This is a genomic window from Bacillus sp. OV322, from assembly GCF_900112495.1.
In the GTDB taxonomy this organism is placed as follows: Bacteria; Bacillota; Bacilli; order Bacillales; family DSM-1321; genus Peribacillus.
Window position 1 is genome coordinate 68,178 of the sequence record NZ_FOMA01000007.1, and the last position, 17,645, is coordinate 85,822.

General features: G+C 42.5%; 16 protein-coding genes. All 16 read right to left on the reverse strand.

All coding sequences use genetic code 11. The features are described 5' to 3' along the window. Window positions 1–103: 103 nt before the first annotated feature. The 16 genes from BM126_RS17380 to nagA all read right to left on the reverse strand — a co-directional run bounded on the left by BM126_RS17380 (window position 104) and on the right by nagA (window position 17,598). Window positions 104–1,621, reverse strand: coding sequence for a UDP-N-acetylmuramoyl-L-alanyl-D-glutamate--2,6-diaminopimelate ligase (locus tag BM126_RS17380; protein ID WP_090990701.1), 1,518 nt, complete (start codon window positions 1,619–1,621; stop codon window positions 104–106). Between the two features lie 597 nt (window positions 1,622–2,218). After that, window positions 2,219–2,536 carry an ABC transporter permease gene (locus tag BM126_RS17385; protein WP_090990702.1) on the reverse strand — a complete coding sequence of 106 codons (318 nt, stop codon included), beginning with the start codon at window positions 2,534–2,536 and terminating at the stop codon, window positions 2,219–2,221. 569 nt (window positions 2,537–3,105) lie between these two features. Further along, on the reverse strand, window positions 3,106–4,581 hold the full coding sequence (locus BM126_RS17390) for a protein adenylyltransferase SelO (RefSeq protein ID WP_090990703.1): 1,476 nt from the start codon (window positions 4,579–4,581) through the stop codon (window positions 3,106–3,108). Window positions 4,582–4,869: 288 nt separating this feature from the next. Then, window positions 4,870–5,394, reverse strand: coding sequence for a YehS family protein (locus tag BM126_RS17395; RefSeq protein ID WP_090990704.1), 525 nt, complete (start codon window positions 5,392–5,394; stop codon window positions 4,870–4,872). 349 nt (window positions 5,395–5,743) lie between these two features. Next, complete coding sequence (locus tag BM126_RS22540; RefSeq protein WP_177201475.1) at window positions 5,744–5,995, reverse strand: hypothetical protein; 252 nt, start codon at window positions 5,993–5,995, stop codon at window positions 5,744–5,746. Between the two features lie 25 nt (window positions 5,996–6,020). Further along, window positions 6,021–6,842 carry a Cof-type HAD-IIB family hydrolase gene (locus BM126_RS17405; protein WP_090990706.1) on the reverse strand — a complete coding sequence of 274 codons (822 nt, stop codon included), beginning with the start codon at window positions 6,840–6,842 and terminating at the stop codon, window positions 6,021–6,023. 309 nt (window positions 6,843–7,151) lie between these two features. Beyond that, on the reverse strand, window positions 7,152–8,117 hold the full coding sequence (locus tag BM126_RS17410) for a tRNA dihydrouridine synthase (RefSeq protein WP_090990879.1): 966 nt from the start codon (window positions 8,115–8,117) through the stop codon (window positions 7,152–7,154). Window positions 8,118–8,432: 315 nt separating this feature from the next. Next, a complete protein-coding gene (gene rlmD, locus BM126_RS17415) occupies window positions 8,433–9,812 on the reverse strand; it encodes a 23S rRNA (uracil(1939)-C(5))-methyltransferase RlmD (protein ID WP_090990707.1) in 1,380 nt (459 codons plus the stop codon). Further along, a complete protein-coding gene (locus BM126_RS17420) occupies window positions 9,809–10,693 on the reverse strand; it encodes a DNA-3-methyladenine glycosylase family protein (protein WP_090990708.1) in 885 nt (294 codons plus the stop codon). Before BM126_RS17420 ends, rlmD begins: the two co-directional genes overlap by 4 nt. 136 nt (window positions 10,694–10,829) lie before the next feature. After that, window positions 10,830–11,594: a delta-lactam-biosynthetic de-N-acetylase gene (gene pdaA / locus BM126_RS17425; RefSeq protein ID WP_090990880.1), complete on the reverse strand. Its 765-nt coding sequence runs from the start codon at window positions 11,592–11,594 to the stop codon at window positions 10,830–10,832. A 129-nt stretch (window positions 11,595–11,723) separates the two neighbouring features. Next, window positions 11,724–11,939, reverse strand: a complete 216-nt coding sequence (locus tag BM126_RS17430) for a hypothetical protein (protein ID WP_090990709.1) — start codon at window positions 11,937–11,939, stop codon at window positions 11,724–11,726. A 240-nt stretch (window positions 11,940–12,179) separates the two neighbouring features. Next, window positions 12,180–13,745: a fumarate hydratase gene (locus BM126_RS17435; protein WP_090990710.1), complete on the reverse strand. Its 1,566-nt coding sequence runs from the start codon at window positions 13,743–13,745 to the stop codon at window positions 12,180–12,182. Window positions 13,746–14,152: 407 nt separating this feature from the next. Continuing rightward, on the reverse strand, window positions 14,153–14,890 hold the full coding sequence (locus BM126_RS17440; protein WP_090990711.1) for an SIS domain-containing protein: 738 nt from the start codon (window positions 14,888–14,890) through the stop codon (window positions 14,153–14,155). A 24-nt stretch (window positions 14,891–14,914) separates the two neighbouring features. Continuing rightward, on the reverse strand, window positions 14,915–15,637 hold the full coding sequence (locus BM126_RS17445; RefSeq protein ID WP_090990712.1) for a GntR family transcriptional regulator: 723 nt from the start codon (window positions 15,635–15,637) through the stop codon (window positions 14,915–14,917). 24 nt (window positions 15,638–15,661) lie between these two features. Then, window positions 15,662–16,402 carry a glucosamine-6-phosphate deaminase gene (gene nagB / locus BM126_RS17450; protein WP_090990713.1) on the reverse strand — a complete coding sequence of 247 codons (741 nt, stop codon included), beginning with the start codon at window positions 16,400–16,402 and terminating at the stop codon, window positions 15,662–15,664. Further along, the gene (gene nagA, locus BM126_RS17455; protein ID WP_090990714.1) at window positions 16,399–17,598 is read right to left on the reverse strand and encodes an N-acetylglucosamine-6-phosphate deacetylase; all 1,200 of its coding nucleotides are present in this window, start codon (window positions 17,596–17,598) and stop codon (window positions 16,399–16,401) included. Before nagA ends, nagB begins: the two co-directional genes overlap by 4 nt. Window positions 17,599–17,645 lie beyond the last annotated feature (47 nt).

The window sequence follows — 17,645 nt, forward strand, 5'->3', positions numbered from 1 at the left end:
AAAAATAATTAATGAAAACAAAAAAGCCAGATTCTTCAAAAATAAAGAATTTGACTTCGTGAAGTTTTAGGTGGCTATCCTTTATACAATCCTCTTTTTTGTTTTATACGTGCACAAAATCGAGGTTTGAGACAGCTTCTTTGCGTTCAAAATATTCTTGGATGATATCTTTATCGGAATGAGGTATTTTCTCCCCCTTTACCAGCTGTGCTCCATTGATGCATCCGCTCGTTAAAACAATCAAGTCATCTTTATCGCTAAGAGAGAGAGCGGACAGTACCCCTTCATGCCGCGTTGGTGCTCTGTGGATATTCCCTGCAAGCGGCTTATTAAAACCGGCAATTACATGGCTGATGATCTCATTCGGATCATTAAAGCCGGGGTGATCCACTGACACTACAATTTCATCTGCTTCCCCTTCAATAGCCTGGGCCATTTTAGGCATTTTCTCCCGATCTCTGATTCCAATACCAGTAATCAGCACGATCAGACGGCGATGCGGCATCTTTTTCACTTCTTTAATAAGGTTTTTCAAAGCTGGAGGTGTATGGGCATAGTCCAGAATAATTTTCCGTTCCCCAAAAGCCAGTACCTCAAGCCTTCCTTCTGGGCTTTCAATCGAACCAAGCGCCGGAAGAATTTCTTGCATAGAGTACCCTGAATGCAGTGCGGTGCAGATTGCAGCCAGGAGGTTTGCAATGTTATATTCGCCAAAAATGGGTGTACTGGCAATATAGGATTCTCCGCCTACAATCAATTCAAAGGCCGTACCTGCTGCAGAAATCTTGATATTATTCGCTGTAACATCAGCATTTGCAGCTTTATTGAGGCTGTACGTCAAAATTGGACCCTTGAACGAATCCAGAATATCATCTGCCATCCCTTTGTCATCCACATTAACTACTGCTTTTTTAGATTGACGGAAAAGCTTCATCTTGGCATTCTTGTAATTTTCAAAGGTATGATGGAATTCGAGATGCTCGGGGGTCAGACTTGTGTGGACAGCAATATCAAATTCAATTCCCTCTACACGTTTTTGCTCAAGAGCCACTGAGGTAACCTCCATTGCAGCCACCTGATCACCCTGTTTATACAGTTCCTGAAAGATAGAATGCAAATCCAGGGATTCAGGCGTAGTCGGTGTAGTTTGGCTGAAGCTAATCCTTCCCTTCGAGGAAAACATTCCATTCGTCCCCAAATAACCGCTATTCCTGCCCAAATTGTTCATAAGGGATTGAACATAAGAAGCGACAGTCGTTTTGCCATTTGTACCGGTAATTCCGACAGTATGTAACTTTTCGTGAACATGTTCAAAATAAAAAATAGAAAGATGTGCAAGGAAGCTGCGGGCATCCTCTGTTAATATAAATAAAGTGCCAGGGTTATGATCAAAACCCGCCTGCAGCTTATCAGGATTATCTCCTGCAATGACAGATGCTCCTTTTTGTATTGCTTGATCTATGTACATGTGGCCGTCATGATTTTCCCCGCTTATACAAATAAAAACAGAACCCGCTGAAACCTTTCTTGAATCATAGCAAATTGCAGAAATATCCTGTTTGGGCTCTCCCCAAATCTTTTTTATCGCAAATTGACTTTGCTGTTCAAAATGAATATGCATGCTTTCTCCCCTTTAAGAGTGGAATGATAAAGAAAGATTGGCAGCTGACCAAACCGCTGCCCCAAAAACAGAGAAACTGACTTCTGCGAAATTCCTTCATTATCATTCTTTTACCCTATATAAAAAGAAATACACCTTTGGAAGCACATTCTGACAGCTCCCATTCCTTTTGAGCCGATTGCATTGGAGGCAACGGACCCGATGGGGTTCGAAACCCAGTGCGCATTGGTATACCAATCTTCATGCGTCATGTTTTTTCATAGGAGGCGACAATGGCTTTTTTCATGTTCTCTTTGCACATCATTAACCGAAAGCCTCTTTAATAAAAATTCCAATAAGCTGTTACTATCTTTTTCTTCTATGAATTCTTTAAAACGAATCTTGCAGTTCTCCTTCCGTATCAATAGAATTGAGCAGTAATTTAGGTTCTAACGAAAAATCTTACACCTAGCAAGTCTTTGTAGAGATATTAAGAGCGTTTATAAAGAATGTCCTGATTCCTTTGATAGTGCAGCATTATTGTCTTTGCTCTTTTTATTTCTTGAATGGGGGATGAATAAAAAATGACTTGGATATTATCCAAGTCATTCCAAATTATTATATGACCTTTCTTTTAGCAAACTTCACGATGGCCCTTATGATACCTATCACAAAATAAAGGATTCCGTTTGCTACAATAATTAATCCTATAAACGCGGCACCAATTCCCGCGCCTTCTCCAGTACTACCTTCATTATGAGCCATTTTGATAAATATAGAACCGGACATAAAAGCTATAATCGGCCCTATTACCGAAATGCAGATGCCAGATAACCATAGAGGCATTTTATTCTTTTGGTGTAAGGATATAGCCATTATATTTAAACATAATAGCGATACCAGAAGGACTATCCAAATGAGTGCATCTCCGCCCACATAACCCCCTCCTAACATTAGAAAATTGAGTCATCTAAATATTAACATGAATCCACTGTATTGTTACCATATTATGTATATTTTTAATGAATATCATATGCGGCAAATAAGGCCATCCGATATTACCCAGCAGACAAATGGACATTTCAACGTGGCCCCTTCTTTTTTAATATGATAAAAACGGATATCTCCTATTTAGTTGGATAAAAAAAAGAGTCACATATAAATGAATAAAACTGAAACTGGATCGAAGCTTCATTGGCAGTATCTTCATTTTCGTCAGTAAAACAATGGCTTTTTTCATGATCTGTTAGGTTTGTTTTCCCACCGGGGCATAAACTCCTATAATTCTGCATGGATAGTTCCTTAATCCACTCCAATACCTTTCAATCTCGCTAGAATTATTTGGATTAGCTTTAGTAACCCGCAATATTCAGGTTACTAAAGCTAAAAATCCTCAGAATCATGGATCAACAAATTTAAGGCCTCTCCTTTTATAAGGAGAGGCCTTAAGCCTGGATAAAATATTAACCTAATTTATTGCGATGCGATGTAATGCGTTTATCTCATTATGTCCCGCAATAGGTTTGATAAGCACAGTTTGTTGTTTCAGGCAGTTTCGTGTATTCTTCCAGTTCAGGCGAATAGTCGTATGGGTTAGAAAGTGCCTTAAGCAGCTTTTCCATCACACTGTAGTCTCCTTGATTTGCAGCTTCCAGCGCCTCTTCTACCCTGTGGTTACGGGGGATGATGGCTGGATTGCTGCTTTTCATCAGCTCTTTCGATGAGTGCGCCGATTCTGCCTGCCTTTCAAGCCTCCCCTTCCAGGCTGCTTGCCACTTAGCAAATTCCTCTGCACCAAACATCTCTATGTCCTCAAGGTTGTCCAACGTTAATGCACGGAAGGTATTCGTATAATCCGCTTTATATTCATGCATCATGCTGAGAAGATCTTCGATAAGTGCCTGATCATCTTCCTCTTCATTAAACAAACCTAGTTTTGCTCTCATTCCAGCCAGCCAGTTTTGGTGATATAGCTTAGGAAATTCCGAGATTGCATCCTGGGCCAGCTTGACAGCCTCTTTTGGATCATCATGCAGCAGAGTCAGCAGGGATTCAGCGAATCGCGCAAGGTTCCAGCCGCCTATATTCGGCTGATTTGCAAAAGCATAGCGTCCCTGAATATCAATGGAACTGAAAACTGTTGCCGGATCATACACATCCATAAATGCGCAAGGGCCATAATCAATGGTTTCCCCGCTTATCGCCATATTGTCGGTATTCATTACTCCGTGGATAAAACCAGCCAGCTGCCATTTTGCAATCAGGGCAGCCTGGCGTATGATTACTTCCTGAAGCAGGGAAAGATATCGATTTTCATCATCTTCCACCTCAGGGAAATGGCGCTTCAAAGCATAATCTGCTAATACTTGAAGTTCTCCAGCTGTTACCGCTTTTGCACCTGCAGCATATTGAAAAGTTCCCACACGAAGATGGCTGGCAGCCACGCGCGTCATAACTGCACCCGGCAGCACTGTTTCGCGGTTTATGGTCTCGCCAGTTTTCACCACTGCCAGACTGCGGGTAGTAGGAATACCGAGTGCATGCATGGCTTCACTGATGATATATTCACGCAGCATCGGCCCGAGTGCTGCTCTCCCGTCTCCTCCGCGGGAATAAGGGGTCCTGCCTGAACCCTTAAGCTGAATATCAGCACGCTCATCTCCAGGAGTAATCTGCTCTCCCAGCAGTAAAGCCCGTCCATCACCTAACATATTCAATTGCCCGAACTGATGCCCGGCGTAAGCTTGGGCAAGTGCCATACCTCCTTCAGGTATGCGGTTGCCTGCCAGCACTTCTACACCATCTTCACTTTGAAGCTCCAAAGCGTTAAGTCCCAATGATACAGCCAGCGGTTTATTAAGAATAACCAGCTCAGGCGAGCGTACCGGATTTAATTCGATATTTGTAAAAAACGATTCAGGAAGGCGTGCATAACTATTGTCAAAATTCCAGCCTGTTTCACTTATTTCTTTTTTCATCATCTCTCCCCTTTCTTTGTTTTACAGTAAACCATCGGCATTGTTCTCACTTATTTTTTCTTCCAGAACCAGGAAGCCTGATAAATATCAACATACATCATATTATACCCGCACCCTGCATAATTGACGCGTTTAAGGTTTATTATGTACAAACCATTCACAGGCTAGTGTTTTATTTATACCAATGAAAAGGCAGCCGCCCTGTGGGTGACTGCCTTCATTCATACCTATGTAGCAAAACAGTATTTATTTAATAAATGTTTCACGCTAAAATTTAAAACTGGCATTCCATTATGCTCTGTAACTTAAAGCTAATCCCTTCAGGAAATTCCTGGCGTACCGGTCACCGCAAGCTTTATAATTCTTATGTCCTTCTTTTCTTAATAATGCGCCTAATTCCCCTTTAGATATAACGACTCCCGCGTCATCTAATATTTCAATCATATCTTCGCTTGTTAGTGATAGTGCTATTTTTAATTTCTTCAGTAAGACGTTATTGACGCTGCCATTATTTTTGATGGTAATTGCCGGTCTTTCAGGCTGTCCAGGTTTTGTTTCTTGTTTTCCCCGTTTAAATACAATAAGTCCATTTAAAAATGATTCTAGCGTGTAATTATCGACTTTTATATTCTCTTCTTCCGGATCATCATTGCCTGCTTCATCATAATAACTGTCCTTGGATTTAATAAGCATTTTCAGCACTTCTTCTTTAGATGTTTCGATGCCTCCAAGATTAAAAATCTTTACCATATCTGTATTTTTAATATCCAGTGCATATCTCAATCTAATTAATATATCATTATTATCCATAACCATCTTTAGTTCCCCCTGCTTGGAAAGTCAAAGCATTATTGCTTTATACTTTATTGTAATAAATATCATTAAGTATAATCCTTAATATTGTATCTCCAGTATCCTTCATCAATACCCATTACCTGCCGGCCATTGAATAACTAGCTTAACACGTCAGAGACATGTTTTACAGATTTACCTGTACGATTATGTATTAAAGCAGTGAAAAGCAATAGAACTATAACAGAGCTAACGGTAAAAAAGGCAACTCCGCTGATAAGACGGAAGCTGCCTTTCTACAATATTAAATCTTCTTTTTGCGGATGGCTCTTTTCTTAAAAATTGTTGTTTTTGAATGAGTCCTGTGAGGCAATCACATTGTTAAATCGGGTTGATTGGAGCGTAAGGTGCGAGACTCCTGCGGGATTAGCGGGAAGGTGAGACCCCGCATGCGCAGCAGAGGAGGCTCACCGCCCGCCCCGCGGAAAGCGAGCATCCTGGAGCGGAAATCAACCACTTGTTTCATAGCAACAAAGCTTACAAAAACAGCCTTGCAGATAGATTTTTGCTTGTGGCACCCTGCTTCTGCTCCATCATTATAGGAAAGTGATGTGAAAGTATTCACAATTACCATAGCAAAAAGACCCGGTTTATTGTACAGATACTGTTTTTAGAATAAACTCTTCAACTACTTTAGCAACGCCGTCATTCATATTAGAATCTGTGATAAAATCAGCTTTTGCTTTTATTTCATCAGTTGCATTTCCCATGGCAACTCCAAGGCCTGCAAATTCAATCATAGATAAGTCATTATTGCTGTCGCCGACCGCTATCACTTCATCACGGCTGATGCCAAGCTTGCCGATAAGAGAGTTCAGGCTGGTCCCTTTTGTTACACCTGCTTCAGTGAACTCGAGGAAGAATGGTTTTGACCGCATTACGCTTAAGCTTCCTGCAAATTCTTTCTGAAGCTTTTCTTCCACTTTTTTAAGAAAATCAGGTTCTTCAAGCATTAATGCTTTCACAACCGGCTCTGTTACAGCCTCTTTAAAGCTATCTACAACGTGTATTGGCAGGTTAGTCAGCTGGCCTTCAACATCTGTGTACGGATTTGCATCTTCAGTCACAATCGTATCTCCGACATACGTATGGATCAAGACGTTTTCCCTGCGGCTGATGTCATATAATTGATGGATTGTTTCAGTCGGCAATGTAGAGCTGAACAATTCCTCCCCTGTTTGGCAATTGATTATTTTCGCTCCATTAAAAGAAAGAATAAAGCTGCCGTACTCCTTTAATTTCAGTTCCTCAGCAATCGGAAGCATCGCACTTGTCGGCCGCCCTGAAGCCAGTACAACCTTAGCCCCCATTTCCTGGGCATCCATCAAGGCCTGCTTGGTCCTTGGAGAAATCGTCAAATCATTACGCAGCAATGTATCATCTAAATCGAGGACAATCATTTTGTATGTCATGTTAGTTAATTCCTTTCGTCTATAACATTCTCTATCTATTTTACTATATTTGAACGAAATTCGCCCCGGTAGAGCTTATTCTTGAAAAAATTAACTATTACACTGCTGCAAAGAAACACAAGAGCAGACTGTCATAAGTCATGCTCCCTCCGGTCTGCTAAACATCCTGAAATAGAGTACTGTACTAACAAAAAAACAAAGCAAAAAAATTGGCGGTACGGATCCGGTTCTATACCGCCTTCACACCAGCCAATTAACTGCTAAGGAAACATTCAAACTCCCGGAATCAAGTCCTGCTCTCCTGTACCCTTAAAGATTTTCTGATACAAATTTATCGAGCAATGAGCGGACTTCATCTGTTGAATTTGTGTTCATTAATTGATTTCTTAATTCACTTGCGCCGGGAAAGGAGCGGACATATATCTTGAAAAAGCGATGAAGGGCCTTGAACGAACGCAGCTCTAGTTTTGAATATTTATCATGAAGATCCACATGCAGCCTTAAGAGATCAAGCAATTCCTTACTGCTATGCTCTTTTGGCTGCTTTTCAAAGGCAAATGGATTATTGAAAATGCCGCGCCCAATCATAACCCCGTCTATACCGTATTGATTGGCGAGCTGTAAGCCAGTTTGACGGTCAGGGATATCTCCGTTGATTGTCAGGAGTGTGCCTGGTGCCACCTGGTCACGAAGTTTTTTGATTTCCGGGATCAGTTCCCAGTGAGCATCCACTTTGCTCATTTCCTGCCTTGTACGCAGATGAATGGAAAGATTAACAATGTCTTGTTTCAGAATGTGGGTCAGCCACCCTTTCCATTCATCGACATCCGTGAAACCAAGCCTTGTCTTTACACTTACAGGCAAGCCTCCTGCTTTAGCTGCTTGTATTAATTCTGCTGCAACCTCTGGACGGAGGATCAGGCCGCTTCCCTTCCCATTTTGTGTCACATTAGGTACAGGACAGCCCATATTGATATCCACTCCCCGGTAGCCCATTTCCGCCATGCCAATACTCATTTTCCGGAAGTTTTCAGGCTTATCCCCCCATATATGGGCTACCATCGGCTGTTCATCCTCAGTAAAAGTCAAACGTCCGCGCACACTCTGTTTCCCCTCAGGGTGACAATAACTCTCAGAGTTCGTAAACTCAGTAAAAAATACATCAGGTCTGGCTGCTTCACTCACTACATGACGAAAAACAACATCCGTCACATCCTCCATTGGAGCCAGTATAAAAAATGGACGCGGTAAATCACGCCAAAAATTATCGTTCATCTTCAAATTTCAATCCTCTCATAATGGGTTACCGAAAATCGCAGCCCAAAATTAAAAAGCAGCATGTCCCTGCTTCATCTACACTTATACCATGCTTAGGCACTTTTTATCAAACTGGCCCGGAATTTATTTTAGCATCATATTCTCTTTACAACCAAAATTATCTCTTTTAGTATCTGCCATTCATCCAGCCTCCTCTGCTTTGGCTTTGCTTAAAAGCCCTGAACAAAACAAGAATTCAAAAGGAAAAAACCCCGAAATCGCAAAAATTCCACGAAATAAGGGTCATTCTGGCAATGCAATGGTATTTTGTTATTAAATCTTCAATTCCAATTCCGTTACAACTTCCACATGAGCTGTCTGCGGGAACATATCGACAGGCTGCATGTATTTTACTTTGTAGCTCTTGCTTAGGATCTGCAGGTCCTTCGCAAGTGTGGATGGATTGCAGGATACGTATATGACTTTCTTCGGCTGTACTTTCAGGATCGTTTGCAGCAGATTGTCATCTAAGCCGCTTCTTGGCGGGTCGGCAACAAGCACATCTGGCTTCCAGCCTTCTTTGGCCCAGCGCGGCAGGATGTTTTCTGCTTTTCCTGTTTCATATTTTACGTTGTTCATTTTATGGCGCTTTGCGTTTTGCCTTGCGTCTTCGACAGATTCTCTGATTGTGTCCATACCACGGACTTCTTTGGCATCGCCAGCAAGCCATAGGCCGATCGTGCCGACTCCGCAATAAGCATCCACAACTTTTTCAGTGCCTGTCAAAGCTGCTGCCTTTTTGACTTCATCGTATAATTTAACAGTCTGGATCGGATTCAGCTGGAAGAATGTCCGTGCTGACAGTTCATACGATAGGTCTCCAAGTGTTTCGGTAATTACCTGTTCCCCATCCAGCAGGATCGTTTTGTCGCCAAAAATCAGGGATGTATTTTTATTGTTCACATTTTGAATGATGGACTTTACTTCAGGAAGCTGACTTTTGATCAATTCAATCAGCTTATCCTTTTGCGGCAGCTCTTCCGTGTTTGTGACAAGCACGACCTGGACTTCGCCGGTTTCAAATCCTACACGGGTGATGATTGTCCGGATAGCGCCTTTTTTCTTTCTCTCGTTATAAATTGAAATGCCAAGATTTGTAAGGATTTTCTTAATCATCCTTGTTGCTTTATTGCTTTTTGGATGCTGTACAATGCAATTAGGGATATCAATCAAATCATGTGAATTCAATCCATATAGCCCTGCAATCACTTTCCCGTTTTTAAGGCCGACCTGAAATTGGCTTTTATTACGGTAAAACCACGGATCTTCCATTCCAATCGTTTCTTTTATATTCAATGAATCCAGCGGCACTTTACCGTAACGCTCCATGGACTGGATTACGATATCACGCTTTTCTGTGAGCTGCCTGCTGTAGCTCATATGCTGAAGCTGGCATCCGCCGCACTCTTCATACACCGGACAAGGAGGGTTGATGCGGTCCGGGGAAGGTTTACGTATTGTTTTAATCTTCGCTTCTGAGAATTTAGACTGTACTTTAACAGCTTCAGCCACAATTTCTTCTCCTGGAAGAGCTCCTGGCACAAAGACGACTTTCCGTTTAAAATAGCCGACTCCTTCACCGTTAATGCCAAGTCTTTTTATTGTTAAGGGGAAAGTCTGGTTAACTTCCAATTGGTTATCTTCTGTTTTCATTTCTTCTCACTCCGTTTTTCAATGCTTCTCCATAAATAAAGGGATGCATAGCTTAAAAATGGCGCCCAGCTCTTGCTGTAGCTTTCCATTTCATCCTGATTTGGTTTAGTATCCAATCCATATAATTGCTTCAGTGCATTTTGGATGCCGATATCTGCTTTCGGGAAAAGATTTGGACGCCCTGCACCGAATAAAAGAAAATTTTCGGCTGTCCACTTTCCAATCCCCCGTATCTTTATTAATGTATTGATGATTTCTTCATCTGGCTTTTGAGCCAGTTCCTCCAGGTTCAAGCTTCCATCTGCAATCAGGCCAGAAAGCCCAATCACATATTCTGCTTTTCGGGTGCTGAATTGAAGCTTTCTCAGCTGCTCGACTGTCAGTGCAGCAGCTGTTTCGGGAGCAGGATAAAACCATACACCCTCCTTTTGAAAGCCGAATGCATGCACGAATCTCTCCGTCAGGGTGTGTGCAAAGGCGAGGTTCAATTGCTGATGGATAATGCATTTAACTAAACAGCTGTAATAATCAAAATCTAGAACGATGGCCGTTCCGCGATGTTCAGCGAATATTTCTTTTAAATCCGAGCCCTCAAAATGCGAAGTTATTGTATGTAAAGGCTGATGCCAATGAAAAATTTTCTTTATACGCTGAAGGGCCAGGTCTTTAAATTCCGTTGTCTCACCTTGTATTTCAAACAGCGGCTCTTCTGTACTCCCCATGCTTTTTACTGTGAACACCAGAGGATTTCCTTCTATAGTAAGAGGGACCTTAACAGTTTTGTTTTCCGCGTCCACTGCATGCAGCGGATCAAGCAGCAGGCGTTCAAGAACCAGTTCAAAGTTATAAGGGGCCTGCACCGATAATTTTTCAGTCCACACAGTCATCTTCCTTTAGCAGTTTTCCACGTATTATAGCATGTTTCCGGCAATAATACTTGTCCCCTTCAATAATAAGCTCAATAGAAAAAACGGCATCAAAGCAAAGAGACAGCTCTTTCACTTTAATGCCGCTGCATCAATAGAGCATTTTATCCGGCAAATGATCTTTAATCATTAAATCATCAAGGCTTTTAAATACATAGCCCTGTTTTTTCAGATCCGTGATGATCGAGTCCAGAGCGTCCGCGTTATCCTTGGAAACAGTGTGAAGCAGCAAAATCGCTCCAGGATGAATTTGCTTCATTACAGCATCATGTGCATATTGCGCACCCTTTTGCTCATCGGTAATCCAATCCTTATAAGCAAGAGACCAGAAAATATGATAATATCCCTCTTTTCTGGCAACATCCATAGTCCGCTCACTGAACACCCCTCGCGGAGGCCTTAAGTAGCTCATCGTTTTTTGTCCCGTGATTTTCTGTGTTTCATCTTTTACCTTTTGCAGCTCGGATTTAATGACAGCATCTGCGGTTCTTGACATATCTGGATGGCTCCAAGAGTGATTCCCGACAATATGCCCTTCCGCCGCCATCCTTTTCACAAGGTCTGGAGCTGATTTTAAGTAATGGCCTGTTACAAAAAATGCGGCAGGCACATGCTGCTTTTTCATAACATCCAGAATTTTTCCGGTATAGCCGTTTTCATAGCCATTATCAAATGTTAAGTAAATGTCTTTTTTAGCAGAATCCCCTTTATAGACTGCACCATATTTTTTTATCATGTTATCATACATGGCCCCTGCTTCAGCTGGCTGTCCATTCTTCCCTTTATTAAAACCCCAGTTATAAGATGTATTAGACGGCCCGGCATTTGCGTGCAAAGGCAGCAGCGTTAACAGCATGATCAGGAGAATATATTTCTTCACCTTATTTCCTCCATCCATTTCTTTTTTTTATTGTTTGGAGTTGGAGGGAAAATATACGGCATAGAAAAGGGCCCTATTTTGAAAATAGAGCCCCCGTTTTATTTCTTAGGCAAATAGTGATTTAAATGCCAAATAAATTAAAACAAGAGAGAAAACAACAACAGTAATCAAGCCAATGCTAATAGCAACAGGGGCGATGGACGCAACGAAGGAAGCAAGCGCACCAGCTGTCACTAGTCCCGGAAGAATAACCAAAGCAAAGCCGCTCAAGATGGCAAGAAAGTATAAGATGTAATTGTTATGCTTGTAATTGTTATTCATATAGTAATCACTCTCCTTTCTCTATACCTTATGTACAAGCTCTTATGTTTGTCCGGGCGAGAGCTGTTTTTTTTAAAAAAACTGCATCTCTTTAGCCTGATTTTCCATATAATTGGATAATTATGTCGATTTAAGCTACATTCAAGCCAATTCCTCTGTGATTCGAGCCAATTGTGTTTTAAATTTTCCATAAAAAACGCCAGCTTCTGATAAGGAAGCTGACATTTCACTGACGGTTCTTTACTTAAACACAGGTTCTTTAAACTGTGACAGCTTCTCAAGCGAGGATTGCTGTACATCTTTATGCAGGCTGTTTCCATGGGAATCCATGGTCACGACTGCAGTGAAGCCCTCTGCCTTTAAGTGCCACATGGCTTCCGGGATACCGAACTGTGTCAAATCGACACCTTCAACAGACTTGATGCAGTCAGCATAATATTGTGCTGCACCTCCGATGGCATTCAGGTATACGCCACCATGCTCCTGCAGGGCAGCAAGCGTTTTAGGGCCCATTCCGCCTTTTCCAATTACAGCGCGTATGCCGAACCTTTTCATGATGTCTCCCTGGTAGGGCTCTTCACGGATGCTTGTTGTAGGTCCGGCAGCTTTTACATGCCAGTTGCCTTCCTGGTCTTTGAGCATGACCGGACCGCAGTGGTAGATGATTTGTCCATTCAAGTCTACAGGTGAATCATGTTCGGACAGATATTTATGGATGGCATCGCGTCCTGTGTACATCATCCCATTTATATGGACCACATCGCCCACTTTTAATTCACGAATCTGTTCCTCTGTGATAGGAGCAGTCAATACTACTTCACGGCTGGCTGGAGCAGCATCTTCTGCTGCCGCTGCTGATTCAACGTCAGCTGTTTCTCTTTCGGCACCAAAATCAATTTTTTCGCCTTCCTGATAGAGCCATTCATTGATTTCGCCGGTTTCCGGATGGATGGCCACACCAAGCCTGCGGAAAGCCCAGCAATTATATGCAACAGATACAAAGAAGCTTGCAGGTATACGGTGCATGACGCCGATTTTGCAGCCTAAAAGAGTCGTTTCCCCGCCAAAGCCCATAGTCCCGATTCCAAGCTCGTTGGCGTTTTTAATAATATATTCTTCAAGCTTTCTTAGATCTTCATGCGGGTTAATATCATCATTGCTCCTGAAAAGCTGCTGCTTGGCCAAATCATAGCCGGATGAACGGTCGCCGCCGATGCCCACTCCGATAAATCCCGCACTGCAGCCTTGTCCCTGGGCCTGATACACAGAATGAAGAATGCATTTACGGATCCCGTCTAGATCACGTCCTGCTTTCCCTAGTCCTTCCAGCTCGCATGGCAGGCTATACTGAATGTTTTTATTTTCACAGCCGCCGCCTTTTAAAATCAGGCGGACATCTATATAATCCTTTTCCCATTGTTCGAATTTCATAACTGGCAATCCTTCGCCAAGGTTGTCTCCGCTGTTGTCCCCTGTCAATGAATCAACTGCATTTGGACGAAGCTTGCCCGCTTTTGTAGCCAATACCATTGCATTTTTGATTGCACTTTTAATTTCTAGCTGGTTTACCCCAACCGGCGTTTTGATTTTAAAAGTCGGCAGACCTGTATCCTGGCAAATCGGCGATACATTGTCATCTGCCATTGTTATATTTTCAGTGATGGTTGATAAACTCATGGCAGAACGGGTTCCCGCATTTTCAAGCTGCTTCGCCTGTTTAATGGCTCTGCGCACATCTTTCGGAAGGTTTGTAGACGTTTCCACAATTAAGCTGTACATGCTTTCTTGAAATTTCTCGATATTCATACTGCATTTCCCCCTCTTGGTCATTCCCCTGTGCTGAATGCTTTGAACATAAACTTAAGAAAATTTAGTCATTTCCCCGTTTCATTATACATCTAACGTTTTATTTCGAAAAGATGATGTTTGAGACTGTCTGCTGTTTTTCGCCGTGCTGCTTGGAATCATAAAAAAGGAACTTTTCTTAAAGATTGTTGTTGTTTTTTTTGTTAGTGAGGCGTTCCCTTTGCTAAGTCAGGCTGATTGGAGCGTAAGGTGCGAGACTCCTGCTTAGATTAGCGGGAAGGTGAGACCCCGCAGGCACAGCCGAGGCGGAAAGCGAGCATCCTGGAGCGGAAATCAACCACTTGTTTCATACAACAAAGTTTACGAAAACAGCCTAAAAAAAAAGATGAGCATCAGCCCATCTTCATTCAGGATTCCAGCATCGGAATTCTGTTTTTATAGCGGTCAATCAGCTTGCTGTTATGCTCCTTTGCACCATCCACATTGCCGCTTTTAAATATAGGTGGTGTAAAACCTTTTGAAATCATTATTTTTACGGCTTCTGTTATGATTCCATTAAGTATGGCCATGCCAATGATAGTTGATCCAGAGCCAAAACCAATATCCAATGCTTCTTCCTTCATAAGCGTGTCTCCAGCTTCAATGTGGTTGTCGATTGTAAGATCACCTGCTTGATAAAGGTATTTCCCGCTGCTATGCCGGGAAGATTGAGAATTGGCATAGCGGGGCGAAGTGATTACAATCACAAAGGCTCCCCTTTCCCTTGCTGTATCTGCTACATCAATCGGGACGGGATTTCTGCCAGAAGTAGAAGCAACAATCATGACATCTCCCGGCTTTATGGAAATATCCTGCATAAACTCCCTGGCAAGGCCATTTTGCCGTTCGAGCTTAGAAGAACGTACGGCGCCTTTATGCAGCATTAAATCCTCGATTAAAATCGGACTGACAGGCACAAGCCCTCCTGCCCGGTAAAAAAGCTCTTCACCCAGCAAATGAGAATGGCCGCAGCCGAAAACATGGAGTATTCCATCGGCTTGGATGCACTCTGCAATTTTGTTTGCTGCGTTGTTAATCGCTCCAATTTCCTCTTTTTCCACGGTATCTATCAGTTGTTTAATTTTCTTAAAATATGGATTAAACATGTTAAGAGCTTCCACCTTTTTGTTTCAGCGTTTCATAGAAATCATGAATTTATAACGATCTGCACGATAAGAAGATTTAACAAACTCAACCGGTGTGCCGTCTTTCAAAAACGTATTCCTCTCGATTCGCATAACAGGCGCACCTGTTTGGATTTTGAGGAATTTCGCTTCCATTTTGCTTGCAATTGAAGACTCAATGACCTGTGAAGCATGTTCTATATGAAAGCCAAGCTGTTCCTCTATATAGGCATACAAAGAGCGGTTCACGATATCTTCTGTAAGGCCTTTAATAAGGTTTGCAGAAATATAGTTGGTCTCCAGGGCCATAGGAACGTCATCAGCCAGACGGATTCTTTTTATTTCGTAAACAGGGCCATATTCACCTATGGATAAAGTGTGGGCAATCTGGCTTGCGGCAGGAATGATTTCAAAGTTCACTAATTGGCTGCCAGGCGCAAGGCCCCTTGCCTTCATATCCTCTGTAAAACTGGTCAGGCCCTGAAGCGGCTGTTCTATTTTCCGCTGTGATACAAATGTGCCCTTCCCCTGCAGCCTGTGCAGGTATCCGGCATTAACAAGCTGTGTAAATGCCTGTCTGACAGTCATCCTGCTAATTTGATATTTTTCGGCATACTCTCTTTCGGCAGGAAGCGAATCTCCCGGTTTTAACTCGCCGTTTTCAATTAGTTCCTTAATATGCTCCTCAAGCTGATAATAGATAGGAATAGGAGAATTTTTATTTATCATTCGCCATTCAACCGAACCTTTCCTTTAAATACCATATTTGATGTTTGCACTTGCTGATTCATCTGCAATGATTGTAACACACGGGTGGTTTCTGAGCACCGAGGCAGGGAAGCTCTCACTCACTTCTTCTCCATTCAAAAGCTGTGACAGGGCCTCCCTCTTATTTTCTCCAGAGACGATAAGGAGAATCTCCCTGCTGTTCATGATTGTTTGAATACCCATTGTAATCGCCTGTGTCGGAACCTCTTGCTCGCTTTCAAAAAACCTGCTGTTTGCCTCTATAGTAGAAGGTGCAAGGTCAACAATATGGGTTTTGGAATCAAATGAAGTGCCAGGTTCGTTAAAACCGATGTGTCCATTACCCCCAATTCCTAAAAGCTGAAGATCCACGCCGCCATGGTCGCTCAGTAACTTTTCATACTTTTCACATTCTGTATGAAGTGTCTCTTTATTTCCGCTTGGGACATGTGTTTCCGTTTTAATAATATCAATATGGTTAAAAAGGTTATCATCCATAAAGGAACGATAGCTTTGCGGATTCTCCTGAGGCAGGCCCACATACTCGTCCAAGTTAAAGGTTGTGGCATGCTTGTAGGAGGTGCCGTTTTTTTTATGGTCCTCAATCAGGTTCCTGTATGTTCCAACAGGTGTACCCCCAGTTGCAAGGCCAAGTGTTAGCTTAGGGTTTTCCCGCACTTTTTTAATAATATATCCGGCAGCTTTTTGGCTCATTTCTTCATAATCTTTAACTATGATTGTCTTCATTTCTGTATTCCTCCTCTGATATAAGCAATTTCCCCCCGGCATAATGTAAGAAATACCTCGTGATTTTCATCAAGAATGACTATATCTGCATCCTTTCCTGCTTCAATGCTTCCTTTCCGGTCGTATATATTTAATTGCCTGGCAGGATTTGAAGAAGCCATATCAATGGCGTCCCTAAGCGTGCAGCCTGTAAAGGACATCATGTTTGTCACTGCTTTTCCTAATTTCAGAATGCTTCCCGCAAGCGTTCCGTCCGCTAAAACCGCCATGCCATTTTCTACTGTGACGTCCTGGCCGCCCAGGTCATATTGGCCATTTTTCAGGCACTTTGCCCGCATGGCATCCGTTATTAAAATCAGGCCGTCTTTGCTTTTCTGCTTTAGAGCAAGCGCCGCCATTTCCGGGCGTACATGAACTCCGTCTGCAATAAGTTCAGCTTTTAATTCATTTCTCAGAAACGCCGCTCCGACAACTCCTGGCTCGCGATGGTGAAGTCCTCTCATCTGGTTGTATAAATGTGAAACATGATTGGCCCCTGCATCAATCGCATCCATAACTTCCTCATAGATAGCATCAGAGTGTCCTATAGAGGCAATAATTCCGTTTTCTTTTAGATAGCGGATCATCTCAAGGCCGCCTGGCTGTTCCGGTGCCAGGGTGACCAGCTTGATTGTGCCGCCCGCAAGGTTCTCCCAGCTTTTAAACAGCTTTAAATCAGGATCCTTTATATGATGGACAGGCTGGGCCCCTGCTTTATTTGCATTAACAAATGGCCCTTCCAGATGAATTCCGAGCACTTCAGCTTTGCCTGGAGATTGGCGGTTTGAAATATACTCTCCCGCGTTTTGCAGCGCTTTCTCAATTTCCTCAACTGCTTGTGTCATCGTCGTAGCCAGAAAGCTTGTTGTACCTTCTTTTGGCAATGCGCTGGACATCGTCTCCAGCGCTTCTATGGTTGAATCCATCACATCAGCGCCATTTACACCATGTATATGGACATCAATAAATCCAGGAACTGCGGTATATCCGCCGGGGATCTCCATAGTCTTGCAGCCTTCTTCATCTGCCAGGTCTTCAAGAGGTCCAAGCTCAATAATTTTTTGGTTTTTTATTTTAATGAATCCATGTTCGATAATTTTGCTGGCTGTATAGATTTCAATGTCTTTAAGTAAAATAGGATTGTCTATGGAATTCATCTTCATAACTTCCTTTCAGTTTCAACATCTTTACTTTATCATCAACC